This is a genomic window from Collinsella aerofaciens (assembly GCF_018785265.1).
GTDB classification, from domain to species: Bacteria; Actinomycetota; Coriobacteriia; order Coriobacteriales; family Coriobacteriaceae; genus Collinsella; species Collinsella aerofaciens_AI.
This window is the reverse complement of sequence record NZ_WQPK01000001.1, coordinates 1-18,450: the sequence shown is the minus strand read 5'-3', so window position 1 is coordinate 18,450 and position 18,450 is coordinate 1. Positions and strand designations below refer to the sequence as shown.

6 protein-coding genes, 1 tRNA gene and 1 other RNA gene are annotated in these 18,450 nt (G+C 61.3%); 5 read left to right on the top strand and 3 right to left on the bottom strand.

All coding sequences use genetic code 11. The features are described 5' to 3' along the window. Positions 1-352 precede the first annotated feature (352 nt). Entirely contained in the window at positions 353-904 is a 552-nt protein-coding gene (locus GPK42_RS00040; RefSeq protein ID WP_171021549.1) for a LemA family protein, read from the bottom strand. A 211-nt stretch (positions 905-1,115) separates the two neighbouring features. Here GPK42_RS00040 and GPK42_RS00035 point away from each other — a divergent pair, with 211 nt between their 5' ends. Continuing rightward, positions 1,116-1,700 (top strand): TetR/AcrR family transcriptional regulator, encoded by a 585-nt coding sequence (locus tag GPK42_RS00035; protein ID WP_215692636.1) that lies wholly within the window; start codon positions 1,116-1,118, stop codon positions 1,698-1,700. 2 nt (positions 1,701-1,702) lie between these two features. Here GPK42_RS00035 and GPK42_RS00030 read toward each other — a convergent pair. Next, positions 1,703-1,792 (bottom strand) — tRNA-Ser (locus GPK42_RS00030). Between the two features lie 51 nt (positions 1,793-1,843). On the opposite strand from GPK42_RS00030, the gene tadA reads away from it, so the two are divergent. The 4 genes from tadA to ffs all read left to right on the top strand — a co-directional run bounded on the left by tadA (position 1,844) and on the right by ffs (position 17,713). Further along, positions 1,844-3,625: a tRNA adenosine(34) deaminase TadA gene (gene tadA / locus GPK42_RS00025; protein WP_215692634.1), complete on the top strand. Its 1,782-nt coding sequence runs from the start codon at positions 1,844-1,846 to the stop codon at positions 3,623-3,625. A gap of 684 nt (positions 3,626-4,309) precedes the next feature. Next, complete coding sequence (locus GPK42_RS00020) at positions 4,310-12,838, top strand: Spy0128 family protein (protein ID WP_215692632.1); 8,529 nt, start codon at positions 4,310-4,312, stop codon at positions 12,836-12,838. Next, positions 12,751-17,523: a Spy0128 family protein gene (locus GPK42_RS00015; protein WP_215692630.1), complete on the top strand. Its 4,773-nt coding sequence runs from the start codon at positions 12,751-12,753 to the stop codon at positions 17,521-17,523. The genes GPK42_RS00020 and GPK42_RS00015 overlap by 88 nt, the downstream gene beginning before the upstream one ends. Before the next feature lie 94 nt (positions 17,524-17,617). After that, positions 17,618-17,713: signal recognition particle sRNA small type (ffs, locus tag GPK42_RS00010), an RNA gene on the top strand. A gap of 350 nt (positions 17,714-18,063) precedes the next feature. Here ffs and GPK42_RS00005 read toward each other — a convergent pair. After that, positions 18,064-18,450: LPXTG cell wall anchor domain-containing protein (locus tag GPK42_RS00005; protein ID WP_215692628.1), on the bottom strand; the 387-nt coding region annotated here is incomplete at its 5' end.

Genomic DNA, 18,450 nt, shown 5'->3' with positions numbered 1-18,450 from the left:
AGGCGGTGTCCCCTCCCTTTCAAGAAAGGGCGGAGGCGGGGCATGCCCCGCCTCTTACACCACATCTCTGTGCGCTACCCCTGCATACCGACCTCGGGCAAAAAATCGGGATTTCTCGATGTTTTCTACGGATGATGGGCGGGGTTATGGGCTGACAGTGTTTGATTTGCAGGGATATTCGCGGTCTTTGGCATGTATCGTGGCGCCTGAAGCTCTTGGTTATGTTGAATACTCCTAAAAATGCACGGCGCTTAGAGGGGGACCTTCGCGAAAAAGGAAACCGCCCCGTCGAAGTATGCATTCGACGGGGCGGTTTATGCATTTGGCCGATTAAGGATGCGCTGCCAAACTACTAGAACTTGACGGTCGGGGCCTGGCGGGCTGCTTCGGCGGCCTCGAAGCCCTGGCGCTCCTTAAACTGGAAGATGCCGGCAAAGATGACAGCCGGGAACGTTTGAATGGCGTTGTTGTAGCTGAGCACGCAGTCGTTGTAGCTCTGGCGTGCATAGCTAATCTTGTTCTCGGTATCCTCGAGCGATGCCTGCAGCTGCGTAAAGTTGGTGTTTGCCTTAAGATCGGGATAGGCCTCGGCTACGGCGAAGAGCTGGCGCAGCGCACCGGTCAGCACGTTGTCGGCTTCCATCTTGGCTTCGGGCGTGGTGGCCTTGACGGCGGTGTTACGCGCGCTGATCACGGCGGAGAGCGTCTCCTGCTCGTGCTTGGCGTAGCCCTTGACGGTCTCGACCAGGTTGGGGATCAGGTCGTTGCGACGCTGCAGCTGCGTATCGATGTTCTGCCAGGCGTTATCGATGCGGTTACGCTTGGTGACCATGTTGTTGTAGATGCCGGCGATGGCGCAGGCAATCACAATGACAACAACGATGCCGATGATGACGGGAAGCATGATGTCTCCGTTTCGAATGGCCGCGGCGGCATGCGCCAGCTGCCGTTGGTATAACGCTACTAGTATACCCGCAACGTTTTGCCGTGCCGAACTTTCCGGTAAGCGTTGTGTTTTCGTCGGGGTCGGCACCGGGGCAAAGCGCGCGAGGTACAGGTGTAAGATATGCGACAGATTGACGAGTGTTGTCTTTGCCCTGAGGATGGCGATACCAGTGGACCTTCGCATCAAGAAAACCTACCGCGCCCTGTTCGATGCCTTTACCGAGCTTCTCGAGGAACATCGTTTTGAGGACCTGACGGTTGCCATGCTGTGCGACCGCGCCATGATTCGCCGCACGACGTTCTACAAGCACTTTCGCGACAAGAACGATTACTTTGCCTTTTATATCGATGAGCTCATGTCGGGCTTGCCGCAAAAACAGCCCGATGAGGCCGGCGTGGTATCTGCCGAGGACGTGCGCGCGCTTCGGCACGCGATTTTGGACGATGCCATGGATTTGATTCTGGCGCACGAGCGGCTCATGGATAACATTTTGGCAAGCAGCATGTCGGGCATGTTGACCAACGTTATTTGCGACCGCATTGCCCGCTCCATCCGCGAGCGTGTGATGAACGTGCTTGCCGAGGATGCCCTGGCCCCCGTGTCACTCGAGACGACGTCTGAGTTTATCGCCGGTGGCATTATTCGGTTGTTCACAAATTGGTGGGAATCGGGCCACGATCTTGAGCGTCGACCCGAGATGGCCGACGTGGTCGATGCACTGTTTGAGCGGACCATGACGCCGGTGAATCACTAAGGTGGCGGAGAGAGGGGGATTCGAACCCCCGGAACGCTCTCGCGCTCAACGGTTTTCAAGACCGCCGCATTCAACCGCTCTGCCATCTCTCCGTGAGTCGTAATGATAGCATCGTTTTGAATTTGCAACAGGGAAGGCGAACGATGACGATCACCGAAATCGACGAGAAGTTCATGCGCGAGGCGCTGGCGGAGGCGCGCGACGCCGCTGCGGTGGGCGAGGTGCCCATCGGAGCCGTAGTAGTGCGCTCGGGCGAGGTTGTCGCGAGGGCGCATAATCGCCGCGAGCTCGACCAAGACCCTTCGGCTCATGCCGAGTTTTCGGCCCTGTGTGCCGCCGCTCAGGCGCTTGGACGCTGGCGTCTTTCCGATTGCACGGTCTACGTAACGCTCGAACCCTGCTGTATGTGCGCGGGGCTTATGGTTAACGCGCGTGTGGGGCGTTGCGTGTATGGCGCGGCCGATGCCAAGGCGGGCGCGTTGGGATCCCTATACGATTTGAATGCCGACTCGCGCCTGAATCATCGGTTTAACGTGACGGCTGGGGTCCTGGCGGATGAATGCCGCGAGCTGCTGAGTAGCTATTTTGGCGGTCTGCGCGGAGCGGGCGGCGCTGATTGCGGTTGTGGGGCCGATCTTGAAGCACACGCCGCTCACGCCGCAGCGCTTGCAGGTGCCGGTGAGGATGCTGGCACGGCGGTTGACTTTGGTCCTGCGTGCCGCCGACCCCGCCGTGTGCTGTTGGCGATCGACTCCTTTAAGGGCAGCGTGTCGAGTGCCCAGGCGGAGGCGGCGGTTGCCGAGGGCATGCGCCGTGTGTGGTCCGATGCCCAGGTGGCCGCATTGCCGCTGGCGGATGGCGGCGAGGGGACGCTCGATGCCGTTGCCGCGTGCGGCGGTGAGATTGTGACCTGCGAGGTGGCAGGTCCCTTGGGCGACCGCGTGTCTGCCCGGATGCTGGTGGACGACGAGCGCGACTCGGCTGTAATTGAGATGGCCGAGGCGGCGGGTATTGGGTATTCACCCTGCACGGAATCGGCGGCGCTTGCGGCTTCGACCTATGGCGTGGGCGAGCTGATACTCCGTGCGGTTCGCGCCGGGGCAAAGACTATCTATATTGGTCTGGGCGGCAGTGCCACCAACGATGGTGGCGCCGGCATGCTGCAGGCGCTGGGCGCGCGTGTGGTCGATGATCAGGGATGCGATGTCGCCCCCGGTCTTGCCGGCCTTAAGCAGGTGGCGAGCGTCGATTTGGCGCCAGCGCTGCAGGCTTTGGATGATGTTCGTATCGTTGTGCTTTCCGATGTCGAGAATCCGCTCGTGGGGCGTCGAGGCGCACTGGCGGTGTTTGGCGGGCAGAAGGGCCTGCCGGCGGATGATGTCGAGGTGCTGCGCAGATACGACGGCTGGATGGTCGGCTACGGTCGCCTGCTCGATGCGGCAATTTTCGAGGCGCGAGCCCAGGGATTGTTGCGCACACCCGAGAACGCACGGACATTTGGCTCGGTGCTTGGCGTGCCCGGCGCGGGCGCTGCCGGTGGCTTGGGCGCGGCGTTGCTGGCGCTCGGCGCGGAGCTACGCTCGGGTGTGGAGACGGTGCTCGATCTCGTGGGGTTTGACGAGCGCGTGCGCGATGTCGACCTGGTCATTACAGGCGAGGGCAATATGGATGAGCAATCCGCCGCCGGTAAGGCGCCGGTGGGCGTGGCGCGCCGTGCCAAGCGGTGTGGCAAACCGGTGATCGCTGTCGTGGGCGGTCGCGCTGACAACCTGGATGCGGTGTGTGTGCAGGGCATCGACTTGGTGCTTCCGATCTGCCGCAAGCCCATGGACCTGGAACAGGCACTCGATCCGCAAGAAGCCACAACCAACCTCATCTGCGCCGGCGAAGCAGCCGCCCAATCCTACGACCTCGCTCGCCTCTAAAACCCATCCCCTCGATAAGTTGCGGTGAAATACGGAGTGTTTTTGCCTTTAAGGTGCCAATTCAGTCCGTATTCCACCGCAACTTCGTGAATGGTCATCCGAGGCTGGCCGCCTTGGGCCTTGGGTCGGACCGTTTGCCACGAAATGCGGCCATCTACTACGTTTAACCGAGCTACCTCGACCATCCCGGAATTTGCAAAAACAAAACCGCAGGTAGAGAGCTGGCCGATTTTCGAAAAAGTCGGCTATGGTTGACCCCTGCGGCCTAAACGTAGTAGATAGGTCCTTTTCGTGGCGCAGCGTCAGACCAGTCTATTTGGGACGGCTATTTTGACTACATGCCGATCTGATTGCCCAAGTAGTCAAAAAAGCCCCGTCCCAAATTAGCTACCTTGTGGGGCTGTGGGGATAAAGATTGCCGACGGTTTTATCCCGCCGAACCCCTTTGATGGCGCGAATGGTTCGATTTGACGACCGAGTGGCAACCTGACGCGGAATAGTGGGTCGTTTAAATTGCTACAATTTTAAGTATATTGCGATGTCCTGCCTTGCGTTTCTGCGCGGGGGGGGGGCGTATATTTGCATCGATGGGGACGACGACACATATATAATGAGCCGCTGCTTGCCGTCCTCATGGATTTGGGGAGGGCCTTCATGAATCGCGTGTGTGCGAGAGCTCGAGAAATGCTAAAGCCTTTTGGCAAGAAAACCAATACCGCAAAGCGTGTCCTGAGGGTTTTGGCCGTCCCGCTGGCGGCGTGTGCGCTCCTGTTTGGTGCGACGAGTGCGTCGGCCGATCAAACGGTTCCCTTTAGCAACCACACCGTGCAGACGGTGAATCCCACCGGCACTACGGTCAATTTGTTCGACTATTGGGTCGTGAACGGCGACAATGATAAGTCCGTCAACATAAACAACAATAATGGCAATGACAACACCGGCATCAACAAAGATCACCAGCTCAAGTTCAATGGCGGTGCCGGATCGGGCATTAATAAATGGACGGGAAGAAGCGGCATTGGCGGCTTTGGACGTCTTCAATTTGTGAAGAACACGCTGGTAGATGGCTATCCGTCAATCAAAGCCGGCACCTACACCTCCTATAACACGAGTGGTACGTACACCGACGAGTCGCTGGCTTATCTCTTTAATAACGACAGCCAGGTCAACGGCAAGGCCGTTTACAACAAAGTGCAAGGCCTTTTCCAGCTCAAGGATGGCTATTACGTTTACGACTCGTACGGCTCTGACGGCAACTATGCTGTGTATAACTCCACGACTAACTCCTTTGACGTCTACGATAAGGCTGGCGTATATAAGGACAGCGTGTCAGATGCGAATCGGGGTCAGTTCTTCCCCTTTGACTCGGCTGACAAGGTTTTTGAAGAGAGGAACGGCCAGCTTTCTCCTATAGGGATAACGGACGGAACGAACGATAAGCTCAACCACCACTTTGGCATGTCCATGACCACGGAGTTTGTCCAGCCTAAGGAAGGCAAGACCACCGATCTCAAAGACATGGTCTTTAAGTTCTCGTGTGACGACGACGTCTGGGTGTACATCGATGGCGTACTCGTGGGCGATCTGGGCGGCATCCACGAGAAGGCGACGCTCGAGATCAACTTCGCCACTGGTGAAGTAAAAGTCGGTCATGTCGACGGTGCGAATGGAACCAAGAAGGAAATCGAAAAAACCAACATCAAGGCAAAGTTCGAAGACGCCGGCGCAGATACTACCAACTTCTCCGGCAACACCTTCTGCAACAGCACCAAGCACACGCTGAGCTTTTTCTACCTGGAGCGTGGTGCGGGTGCGTCGAACATGTCGCTCAAGTTCAACCTCACCACCCTGCCGTCGTCCGAGGTCGAGAAGGTTGACCAGAACGGCAAGGCAGTCCAGGGCGCAACTTTCGCGCTATATCGGTCCGATGCCGACTGGAATGAGCAGGGCAAGGCTATCGCCCAGGGCACAACGGACGACAAAGGCCGACTGGTACTTCTGAAGCCGGACCGTTCTGTTCTTTCGTTCGACGAAGAGCATGCTGATAGGCACGACTACTTTGTACTCAAAGAAGTTGGCCTGCCCGAGGGATACCGCTCGAGCCTGACCTCGTCGACCACTGCAACGCCAGGTGAGCTGCACCTGCAGTACAAGCAAGCTGCGACGAGTGGCTCGGGTGGTGTGGTGGTTGCACCGCAGACGACGGTCACCACGGCCGACGGCAAGTCATGGACGGGTAGCCGCATGTGGCTGAACGGCGGCTATCTGGCCGCTAAGGAGACTATTTCCCTAGATAAAGATACGCAAGACAATAAAGGCAACGCCATTAGCTCGGGTACGACGTTTGCCGTCGTACTCAAGCTCACCGGTGCGAGCGAGGACCACACAAGCGAAGACGCGTGGACGGCGGTCACGGGCAACCCGCTCAATGGCTATAAGCTGTGCTCCGCGCACGGCATTGCCGGTGCGGTCGAGGCTGCCAAATCGGCGGACACGAGTGTCTTTGATGTTGATACCAAGGGCGACTACGTGGTGACGGTCAGGTCGCTGCCCGGAGATATCGAGAAGTACGCCACCATGATGACGGACAAGTCGAAGGCGGAATATACCGTGGCGGTGTATCACACCACGGCATCGTCTCTGGCGGGGGCAACCATCGACAACACCTCTATGGTCCAATATCAAACGATAAACAGGCAGTTCTCTACGGTGATTCACCTCACCAACGTTCAGAACCGTCTGTTTGTGCAGAAGGTTGACGACCTGGGTAAGCCCGTGAACGACGCGACGTTTCAGCTGTACCAGGCTAAGGGCGTTACTGGCAATAGCCCCAGCACGTATGCCATCAAGCCCGGTGCCGAGCCGTATGACACCGTGAAGGCGAACGACGCGACCTATCCGTATGAGATTAAGGGTGCGGCATGCTTCCCACTCGATTCGGTAAATCACAAACCCCTTATCAAGGGTACGTACTACCTGCGTGAGTCTGTAAGCCCGGATGGCTATGAGATTAACAACACTATCACCAAGGTGATTGTGGATGATTCGGGCGTGTATGTGGATGCCGGTGAGAAAGGCGACGGCGTGCTCAGCGTGAGCGGCCCGGGTTCGCTGATCGCCCCCCTGGCACAGTTTGGCTCTCCCGACTCCATTGACAACACGCTTACGCACATTAAGGGCAAGCTGCAGAGTGCGGCCGTTGACGCCAGCGGAAACCTGACATGGGGCCCGACAAGTCCTACGGACAACTGGATGCATATGCGCTATGACAAGACGACGCAAGGTGCCAAGACCGTCTTGCGCTATGTCGAGGACGGTGGCGACCGCAACGGCCAGCTGGCGACCATCTTTGCCGATACGGGCATCAACCGCATGGCCCTTTATCAAGACGATGATGCCACCAATGGCACCGATCTGGGCACGCTTCAGCTCAATCATCTCTTTACCACGGCAACGGCCGTGCAGTATACCGATCGTCGCGTGGCACGCCTGCAAGTGACTAAGACCGTGACGGCGGATGCTGGTCTTACTGCGCCCACCAAGGATGCGGACGACAACGATCTGACCTTTACGTTTAAGTTCACCCTGCCGAAGTCCCAGGAGGGCTACGAGGCGCATGTGTTCGATGCGAGCGGCAACGCTGTGGGCAATTCCTTTAAGCTTAGGAACGGCGACACCCATTCCATCAAGGCCGGCGAGACCATTCGCGTATACGACCTCAAGAAGGGTGACAACTACAGTGTGAGCGAGCTCACCACCAAGGGCGAGGCGTCCAGTGGCAATGTGCTGGCGAGCATCGTCAACGCCGTGACCGGCTCTGCCGACGAGTCTGTGCTTCCGGCTGGCTTTAGCCTCGTGAGCCGCAAAGCCGGCGGTAAGGAGCAATCGGGAACTGGCAGCACCATCACGGGCAAGATTGTCGCGCTCGAGGACGGAAAGATTCCCGCGAGCAACAAGCTAGAGTTCACCAACAACTACAGTGTCAACCCCGTAAAGAATGGCCTAAGCGCCAAGAAGGTGCTCGAGGGCCGCAATTGGGCCGATGGCGATTCCTTTACCGTGCAGCTTACGCCTAAGGACGGCGCCCCCATGCCCGGCGGTGTCAAGAGCGCGGTGGAGACGGTCGAGCTCACCGAGAAGACCCAGACGGCAACGTTTGGCGATATTACCTATGAAAAGCCGGGTACGTACACCTATACCATCAAGGAGGTTATCCCCGGCTCCAATGCCAAGGCGGATGGCATAAGCTACTCTGCCGCCTCCTATACCGCGACGGTCGTGGTGGAGGACAACCAAGCCGGCGCTCTGGTCGTTACGAGCGTGAAGGTGGTGCAGGAGTGCAACGACGCGGGTGTCGAGACCAAGACGGATGTTGCCGATAAGGTCGCAACCTTCACCAACCGCTACGATACACACGAAGCTAAGATTATCATCCATGCCCAAAAGATCCTGACCGACAACGCCGGGACGTTCCCGCTTGCCCAGAACACCTTTAGCTTTACGCTCGAGGGCGTTGGCGGCCTAGCGGATGTCAACGCAACGTTCAACCCCGATACGGTCGATACGAGCGTGACGACTCCCATGCCCGAGGGCAACATCGCAACCGTGGGCAACAACGCCGACGGCACGGTAACGTGGCCGGCGATCTCCTATACCGTCAAGGCGGATGCGGGACGCGCCTACGTGTACAAGTTCGCTGAGAATCTCGGTAGCATTAAGAAGGGCATGGACTACGACAAGTCGGTCTATTACGCCGTGGTGCGCAACGCCGAGAAGGGCGCCGGCATCCAGACCTCGATCGAGTACTACAAGATTGCAGAAGACGGCTCGGTAAAGCAGCTGGACACGAATGTCACGCCCTCCTTTACCAATATATATAGTGTGGATCCCACGAGCGTGACCCTACAGGGCCAAAAGACCGTGAGCGGTCGCGACTGGAACCAGGGCGAGAGCTATACCTTTAACCTCGCTGCCGCTACGGATGATGCCGGCGCGACCGGTTTGAGCAAGACCACCGCGCAAGCGGTAAAGGACGGGGCCGTTGCCGTTAACGTCAACCAAGCTGTCGCCAGCGCGCCCGAGTCGGGACGCGTGGCATCGTTCTCCTTTGGCACCGAAGCCGCCCCGACCGTGACGTTCAACCGCGCAGGCACCTTTAGCTTCAACATCACCGAGGATGCCGCGCGGGATGGCCGGGCGGGCATGTCCATGGACAAGCACACCGCACGCGCGACCGTTGTAGTGACCGATCTGGATGAGTCGGGCAACCACACGGGCATGCTGCGTGTGCCGAGCGTGACCTACGCCAACACCGGTGCCTCCGATGCGGACAAGATCGTAACCGACAAGGCTGCCTTTACCAACGCGTACCATGCGTCGGGCACCTTTGGTGGCGTGACGGTGAGCAAGACCCTTGAGGGTCGTGCCTCTACCACGGGCCAGTTTACCTTTGCCGTGACGGGCCTTTGGTACAACGGCGTTCAGACGTCGGTCGATGGCTCCGAGGCCAGCCTGTCCAATAAGGCGGCAGGGGCCGGCGTGTCCGGCGCTGTGGTGAGCGCAAGCGGGGAAGAGAAGCTCTTTGCCCGCAAGCTCACGGAACAGGACCTTGGCCGTACATTTGCCTATCGCATTCACGAGAACCAGCCTGCGGCTGTCGGCTACACCTATGACACCGGCTACACTGGTGACGCTATCGTGCTCGTCAAGGTTCTTGCACGCAAGGACGACCCCGCTAAGCTCTACACCGTGACGACCGTGCTCAAGGGTGCGGGTGTGACGGAGCTGTTGGGCGACGGCGCCGACGCGAGCGCGCTGACGGACGAAAAGATCGTCGAGCTCAAGCAAGATTCGCATACTTACGTGCAGCAGTACGATGCAAGTGAGGTCGGCGCCACGCCTGTCGTCTCGTTTGTGAACCGTTACACGGCAAGTCTCGACTATGGCACCGCTGGCGGTTTGCAGATTGAGAAGACGTTGACGTATCCCAAGGACGCGACCATTTTTGGCTCGCCTAAGAGCACGTTCCGTTATATCGTCAAGCCTGCTGACGAGACGTCTGCCAGCAAGGTTGGCATTTCCACGAATGGCAAGGTCTTTGAGACCGCAAATGTCGAGGCCAACGCTCCCAAGACCGTAAGTTTGGTACCTGCGGGCGGGCTGACCTTCACTCAGGATGATGCCGGCAAGACGTTCACCTATACGGTGAGCGAGATTGACGACAAAGCGACGGGCTATACGTACGACGAGACGGTCCATACGGTTAAGGCTGTCGTGGCGGATAACGGCGACGGTACGCTTAGGGTCACGACGTCGGTAAGCAAGCAGGTTGACGGCGAGGACGAGCTTGAGGGCCAGTGGATCTACCCGTCGAATGCGACATCTGCCGGTGTCGCGACGGTCAAATTCAAGAACACCTATACGGTCACCGAGGCGGCAGCCTACACTCCGTCCGTGACGAAGGTTGTTGTCGGTGCCAATGCTTCGGACAAGTTCGCCTTTGCCATGACCGCGGCTGACGATGCTACCAAGGCTGCCATCAACGGCAAGCTTATCACCGGCTCTTCGATGAGTGCGGACAACAGCTATGTTGAGAAGAGGCAAACGAAGGAGGGCCTCAAGGACGGGGAACACTATCAGGTTAACTTCTCAAAGCTCACCTTTAACAAGCCGGGCACGTATAAGTTTGCTATTAACGAGCTGGCCCCGAATGGCGGCCTCGGCGAGTGGACGTATGACGAGCACACCTATACCCTGACCATCACTGTAACCGATGAGGGCGGCAAGCTTGTGGCCCGCGACGATGGTACGACCGGCTCGGAAGGCTTCATCTTCACCAATAGGTATCGCACTTCGACGAGCTATGAGCTCCAGGGCGGTTTGGAGATCGTCAAGACGCTTAACGGGCACGACCTGCATGCCGGCATGTTTGGCTTTACAGTGACGGGCGAGGACGATGCTTCAATCGAAAAGCTCAACAAGCTGCTGCGCGCGGATGAGGGCAAGCTCACCGTGACTAACGATGAGCCGCAGGCCGACGGCACGTCCCATACCGGTATTTTGGGCGGCCTGACCTTTGCGACGAAAGATGCGGGTAAGACGTTTACCTACAAGGTTGTCGAGAATGACGGCGGCAAGGGCGGCTATACATACGACTCCACCTATTGGAAGGTAGAGATTGCGGTTAAGAAACGCGATAACGGTTCGCTCTATACCGTGACCACGGCCAAGCACTATGACGCCAAGAACGTCGAGCTTTCCGCTGATGCGAAGTTTAGCTCCGAGAGCGGTACCGCCAAGGCCCAGGTGTCCTTTACCAACAGCTACATCGCGAAAGGAACCTTTGAGGGTCTTGCTGCCGAGAAGGTAATGGACTCCCGCGACAAGATCGAGGCTGACCAGTATACATTTGACTTGTATGCCGAGAAGGCCGACGGCGAGCTCGTATGGATGGATGAGGGTAAGACCCAGGCGAGCGATAACGGTATCGCCACGGTCGACTTCGGTAAGGTCAACTTTAAGCTTGGCAATGCTGCTGGCGAATCTAATGAGCAGACGATTGACCTTGCTGGCGCCGTCAACGATGGCATTGCCACCAAGCGCCACAATGCCGACCACACCACCACCTACAGCTTTAACCTGGTGGCAAAAGAGCGCTTGGCTAACCTGCCCGAGGGCGTGCGCCCCGTGGATACGTCCGCGACGTGCCGCGTGCTGCTCGAGGTGACCGACAACAACGACGGCACGCTGACGCCCAAGGTGACCTATCGCGATGGTACCGAGAACGGCAAGATCGTTTTCCACAACACGCGTGACAAGGTCAAGACGATCGGCACGGTCGCGAAGCCCGATGTGGACATCGACGGGCAGCTGCTCTCCGTGGGCGACTCCTACGTCTACACCATTAACTGGGTCAACACCGAGGCCGATGACAATGGCAACCTGGTTCCGGCCAAGGTGACCGTGACCGACGAGCTTCCCACTGGCGTCGTGTTCGAGGCTTTTGAGGGCAAGAACGCCGATAAGGGCACCGCGAGTGGCCAGTCGCTCACTTGGAACCTGGGCGAGCAGCCTGCGGGTAGCCACGGTTCGGTGCGCGTGCGCGTCAAGATTACCGAGGACGCCGTGAAGGGTGCCCAGGGCGCTGTCGGCACTGTCAACAACGCCGCCACCATTACGGTTGGCAACAAGAGCTATACCGGCACCACGACCAATTACGTGCCCAAGAAGTCCGAGAGCGATGCTCAGGATTCGACGGGGTCGGGTGTGGCGCTGGGCGATGAGCTCACCTACACCATCGGCTACAAGAACACCGAGGGCGCACCTGCCACGGTGACGATCACCGATACCGTTCCCGCGGGGACCGAGTTCGTGGAGTTCGCGGGCGACCACAAGGATGCCGGCTCCAAGGACGACGACGGCAACCTCACCTGGACGCTGACGGACGTTCCCGCCGGCAAGGAGGGCATGGTTCAGTTTAAGGTTCGCGTGACCGAGGACGCGTTTAAGAGCGGTGGCGCTTCGGGCGACATCTCCAACCAGGCGTCGGTGACGGTCGGCAACAACCCCGCCGTCAAGACCAACACCACTACCGATCAAGTTTCTGACGGGCGCCTGACGTTGAGCAAGGCGGTCACGGCCGCCGAAGGCATTACCGCGCCCAACAAGGCATTTACCTTTAAGGTGCTGCTCTACCAGGCCGATGGCACAACGCCTCTGGCCGGCACCTTTGCGTACGCCGGTCGCCCCGGCGGCACCAACGGCACTTATGTAAGCGGACAGATCAAGAGCGGTGACACCATCGCGCTTAAGGCCGGCGGCTCCGTCACGGTTACCTTGCCCACGGGTGCGCACTACGAAGTGCAGGAGCTCGACTCCAATGGTGAGCTCATGACGAGCGAGGACGGCTTTGCGGTTGTCGATAAGGCGAATCCCCAGAAGGGTACCATCGGACAGGCGACGCAGGTGGGCTTCACCAACGTCTACAGCGTGGAGTCCACGAAGGTGGAAAACGCCTTTAAGGTGCAAAAGAAGATCTCCGGACGCAACTGGACTAAGACGGATGCCTTTACCATGACGCTGACTGCCCAGGGTGAGGCACCCATGCCCAAGGGGCCAAGGAGGGCGTGTCGACGATTGAGTTGCACAAGGATGCCCAGGTCGGCAACTTCGGTGCTATCGAGTACACCAAGCCCGGCACCTATACCTATGTGATTACCGAGCAATCGGGTGACGAGGCGGCACTCACGTTTTCGAAGGCCACCTATCGTGCCACCGTCACGGTGACCGACGACGGCGCCGGCAAGCTGTTTGCCAAGACCAAGATTGCACAGCTGACCGACGATGCGGGCGACGCTGCTGAGCGCACGGTAGAGGCGGCGGTCTTTACCAACACCGCCAAGACTGGTAGCCTCACCGTCAAGAAGAAGGTCGTCGGCGGCGACAGCCAGCGCGAGTTCGGCTTCACGGTCGCGCTGGCCGACGGGGACGGCGAGCCCGTCTCCGGCACCTTCGGCAAGGGCGGGCACGCCGTGACGTTCACGGACGGCAAGGCAACCTTTGCGCTCAAGGACGGCGGGGAGAAGACCATCGCCGGCCTGCCCGTGGGCGCGCACTACACCGTGACCGAGGACGCCGCCGAGGGCTACACGACTGCTGTTAACGGGGCTGACGGCTCCAAGGCCGAAGGCGCCGTGACCGAGGACGGCGCGACCGTCGCGTTCACCAACACCGTGAAGACGGGCGAGCTCGACGTCTCCAAGGCCGTCACGGCGCGCGAGGGCCTGGCGGTCGACGCGGACAAGACATTTGAGTTTGCGGTCGAGGCCACCGATGCCGCGGGCCACGGCGTGTCCGGCGCCTACGGTGACGCGACGTTCAAGGACGGCAAGGCGACCCTCAAGCTCAAGGATGGCCAGACGGCGAGGATCACGGGGCTGCCCGCGGGAACCGCCTACACGGTGACCGAACGTGCCGCCGATGGCTACAAGGCCGCGGTGAACGGAGCCGAGGGATCCAAGGCCGATGGCTCCATCGCGGCAGACAAGGTCTCCTCCGCCGCCTTCACCAACACCTTCGACCCCGCCCCCGCCACGGCGTCCGTCCCCGAGCTCACCAAGGTGCTCGCGGGCGGCCGCAAGCCCGGCCTCCAGGAGGGGGAGTTCGCCTTTGAGCTCTCCCTCGCCGACGGCGCGGGCAATGTGCTCGAGGGCTACCCGATCGAGGCGAAGAATGACAAGGACGGCAAGGTTTCCTTTGGCGAGCTCAGCTTCACCAATCCGGGTACCTACCACGCGACCGTGACCGAGAAGGCAAGCGGCGATGTCCTGATTGAGGACGATGCGCATGCCTACACCTTCGACGTCACGGTGACTCAGGCCGGCGCCGGCCTTAAGGCCGAGATCTCCAACGAGCGGGGCAAGAAGACTTTCACCAACACCTTCACGCCGCACGGCAACACCAAGACTGTCACCAAGCCGGACGCCTCGGGTGCCAAGGTCGATGTGGATGGCAAGCCGGTGGGCATGGGCGATGCCCTCACCTATACCATCGGCTGGGCCAACAACAGCGTCGACGACAGGGGCGCCGCGCAGGCGGCCGACGTGACGGTGACCGATGTCCTGCCCAAGGGCGTTAACTATGTTGAGGGCTCTGCCGACGGCGCCGCCTACGATGCCGCGACGCGCACCCTTATCTGGTCGCTCGGCGAGCAGGCTGCGGGCGCCACGGGCACGCTCAGCTTCGACGTGAAGGTTTCCGCCGAAGCTGCCGTGGTCGACGACATCGCCAACACCGCAACGGTCAAGGTGGGCGAGAACGAGTCGCAGACCAACACGACCCACAACAGCGTGCCCCGCGAGGGCAGCGTGACGTTCACGGACGGCAAGGCAACCTTTGCGCTCAAGGACGGCGGGGAGAAGACCATCGCCGGCCTGCCCGTGGGCGCGCACTACACCGTGACCGAGGACGCCGCCGAGGGCTACACGACTGCTGTTAACGGGGCTGACGGCTCCAAGGCCGAAGGCGCCGTGACCGAGGACGGCGCGACCGTCGCGTTCACCAACACGTACGGAACGGCCGTCGAGGGCAGGGACGTCTCCACCGCGGGGCTCTTCACCAAGGCGCTCAAGGGCCGCGACTGGGCCGAGGGCGATAGCTTCCAGTTCGCGCTCACGGGCGAGGGCGGCGCCCCCATGCCCGAGGGCTCTGCCGACGGCTCCAAGACCGTCAGCGTGACGGCCGCCGCCGGCACCAAGACGGGCGATAGGGTCGCCTTCGACTTCGGAGCCATCCGCTACACGCTCGATGACATCAAGGACGCCGGGTTCGCCGAGCTCGGCGGCAAGCGCGTGCGCGCCAAGACCTTCACCTACACGGTGCGCGAGGTCAGGCCCGATGACGGTTCTGCCATCGCCGGCGTGTCCTACGACGGCCACACCGCCACGATGACGGTGACCGTGACCGATGACGGCTCCGGCAACCTCACGGCCACGACGCCCGCGATCGCGCAGGCGAGCGGCGGCGACTTCGTCAACACCTACACGACCGAGCTCGACTACTCGGTCCGCGCGGGCGTGCGCCTGTCCAAGACGCTCTCCGGCCACGCCATGGAGGCGGGGCAGTTCGCCTTCACCGTGACCGCCGACGCCGAGACGGCCGCCAAGCTCGGCCTCAAGACCGACAAGGACGCCTACGCCGTGGCCGCGGCTGACGATGGGAAGGCCGACCTGGTCGACCTCATCGGCGGTGCCGCGGAGAGCGACGTGAAGTTCACCGACGCCGACGCTGGCAAGACCTACAGCTTCACCGTCACCGAGACCAAGCTCGGCGGCGAGGGCTACACCAACGACACCGCGCCGTGCACGGTGACCATCGCGCCCGGCTACGACGCCGCGACGGGCAGGCTCACGGTCACGACCACGGTTGCCAAGGACGGTGTCGAGGTCGCACACAGCGAGGTCTCCACGGCGGATGACGCCGCGGCGACGCCCGCGCCCGTGACGGTCACGTTCCAGAACTCCTACGAGGCCACCGGCGTGCTCGGCGGCGAGGGCAGCGTTGCAATTAACGCCACCAAGACGCTGACGGGCCGCGCCGCGGCGGCGGGCGAGTTCTCGTTCTCCGTCCGCGATGCCCAGGGCGACGTGGTCGCGACCGCGACCAACCGGGCCTCCGGCGACGGCGAGGCCGCGGGGCTCTCGTTCTCGCCCATCGCCTACACCACCGACGCTCTCGAGCAGATGGTGGCGGACGGCACCGCCACCAGGGCCGCCGACGGCTCCTGGGCCATTCCCTATACCGTTTCCGAGGACGGTACGGACCGGCTGCCCGCGGGCGTGACGGCGACCGCGTCGAGCTTCGGCATCACGGTCAAGGCGACCGATAACGGCAAGGGCGGGCTGGATGTGGCCGTGGACTACCCCGAGGGCTCCGGCGGCACGCTGTCGTTTGTGAACGGCTATAGCGCCGGCGAGGCGACGGTCGACATCGCGGGCACCAAGACGCTGGCGCTCAGCCAGGCCGGTCTCGGCCTGGCGCAGGCCGACATCGCGGGCAAGTACACCTTTAAGATTGAGCCGCTGGACGGCGCACCCGCACTGGTCGACGCCTCCGGCAAGATGGTGACCGAGGCGACCAACGATGCCGCCGGCAACGTCGAGCTGGGCCGCGTCACGTTTAAGCAGCCGAGCGACCTCGATGACGTCGAGATCGACGGCGACGGTCTGCGCACCAAGACGTTCGCCTACCGGGTGAGCGAGTCCGGCTCGGTCGACGGCGTGGTCAACGACGCGACGGCAGCTAGGACCTTCGCGGTCAAGGTGGTCGAGGACACCAACGCGGGCACGCTCGCCGCGGAGGTCCTGCCCGCAGAGGGCACGCTCGAGGGCAAGGGCGCGTTCGAGTTCACCAACACCTACGGCGTGAACCCGACGCCGAGCTCCGTCACCGACCAGATCACGGTGAACAAGAAGCTCGAGGGCCGTGACCTGGCCGAGGGCGAGTTCGAGTTCCAGCTGGTCGAGATTGCCGCCGACGGCAGTGAGAGCGTCGCGGCGACGGGCAGGAACGCCGCCGACGGCACGGTCGCTCTCAGCCCCGTCGCCTACACCGCGCCCGGTACGCACGGCTATGAGCTGCGCGAGGTCGCCGGCACGGCGGGCGGCGTGACATACGACAGGGCGACGTACCGCGTGCGCACGACGGTTGCCGATGCCGGAAACGGTAAGCTCACCGTCAGGCACGAGCTGGCGGATGCCGAGGGCAACCCCACGGGCGGCGACTCGGTGACGTTCACCAACGGCTACGAGGCCGCACCCGTCACCCTCAAGCTGGGCGCCGCCAAGGTGCTCAAGGGCGCCGAGCTCAAGGCGGGCCAGTTTAGCTTTGAGCTCAAGAGCCGGGACGGCAAGGTCATGTCGACCGCCAAGAACGCCGCGGACGGCAGCGTCACGTTCGATGCGCTGACGTTCAAGCAGGCCGGCACCTACACCTTCACGGTGAGCGAGGTCGACGACGGCCAGGCGCACGTGACCTACGACAAGGCGGTGCGCAAGACCGTCGTCACGGTGAGCGACGAGGCGGCCGACGGCACCAAGACGGGCTATCTGTCGGCGAGGGTCTCCTACGAGGGCGACGCCAACGTGCCGCCAGTCTTCACCAACAGCTACGCCGAGAATCCCGGGACCCCCGGCACCCCCGAGAACCCCGGCACGCCGGGCGGCGGCTTAGACGGCGGTTCAGATAACGGCTCCGGCAGCGGCTCTAGCGGCGACGGCTCCAAGGGCGGCATGCCCGACACCGGCGACCGCAGCCTGCCGGTCGAGGCGCTCGCGGCCATGGCCGGCATCGGCGCGCTGACCGCAGCGGGCGGCGCGGTCCTGTACCGTAGGCGCCGCTAGCGATATGGACGAGTGGGGCGAATCCATCCGATGGGTCCGCCCCACTTGCCGTGGCGGGCGGGAGCGGGTAAGATATACCGAGCGCCTAGCGCGTTCGATGGGTTCGGATGACGACATGTTCCGAATCTGGTCAGGTCCGGAAGGAAGCAGCCATAAGGAGCCTCTGTCGGGCATCCGAATCCATCGAGCGCACGGGCGCTTTTTTGGTGCCGCGATGCGGTCCCGGTGCCGGCGGGCTGTTTGGTGTCTCGCTGGTCCTCGGCTTTGCCTGCGGGATCGCTCGACTACCAAACAGCCCGCCGGCACCGGGACCACTTCGTCCAAAAAGCACCCGTAAAGGCGCGTTTATCTAATTTAATCTATCCCTTGCGGAATGCGGCTTGCTGGTGGTGTCTAGGCATTGATGGCTACGTGGTTCAAGAGTCGGCGGTGCTGTTGCTTGAATCTTTGCAGTTAAAGAGGCTCGTTTCCCTAGGTGGGGAAACGGGCCTCTTTTTGTCTCTGGGCTTGTGAATTGGCGGAGACAATAACCGTTGGCGGCTATTTTGAGTTCCTGATGCGGCGTGTGGCTGTGGCGGTTATTCCGAGTCCCATGGCGGCGATTCCTGCTAGTGCGATTGCGCTCGGCGTTGTGTCGCCTGTGTTTGCGAGCTTGCCGGCGGTCGTATTCGCTTGCTTGCCGTTGCCCGTGTTCGCCTGCTTGGAGGAGCTCGGTGCGGCGTCTTTGCCGGTCGCGGGCGAGCTGGCGGGCTGTGCCGTCTCGGCCGGTTGCGCTGAGTTGGAGGGAGGCGTCGTCTCGGTCGGTTGCGTTATCTCGGGCGAGGCGGCCTTGTCTGCCGCGGCTTTCGCCTCTTCGTATGCCTTGCAGGCGTCGTCATAGGCCGCTTGCGCCTTTTCCAAATCGCTAAGGAGCGCATTTCGCTTGGC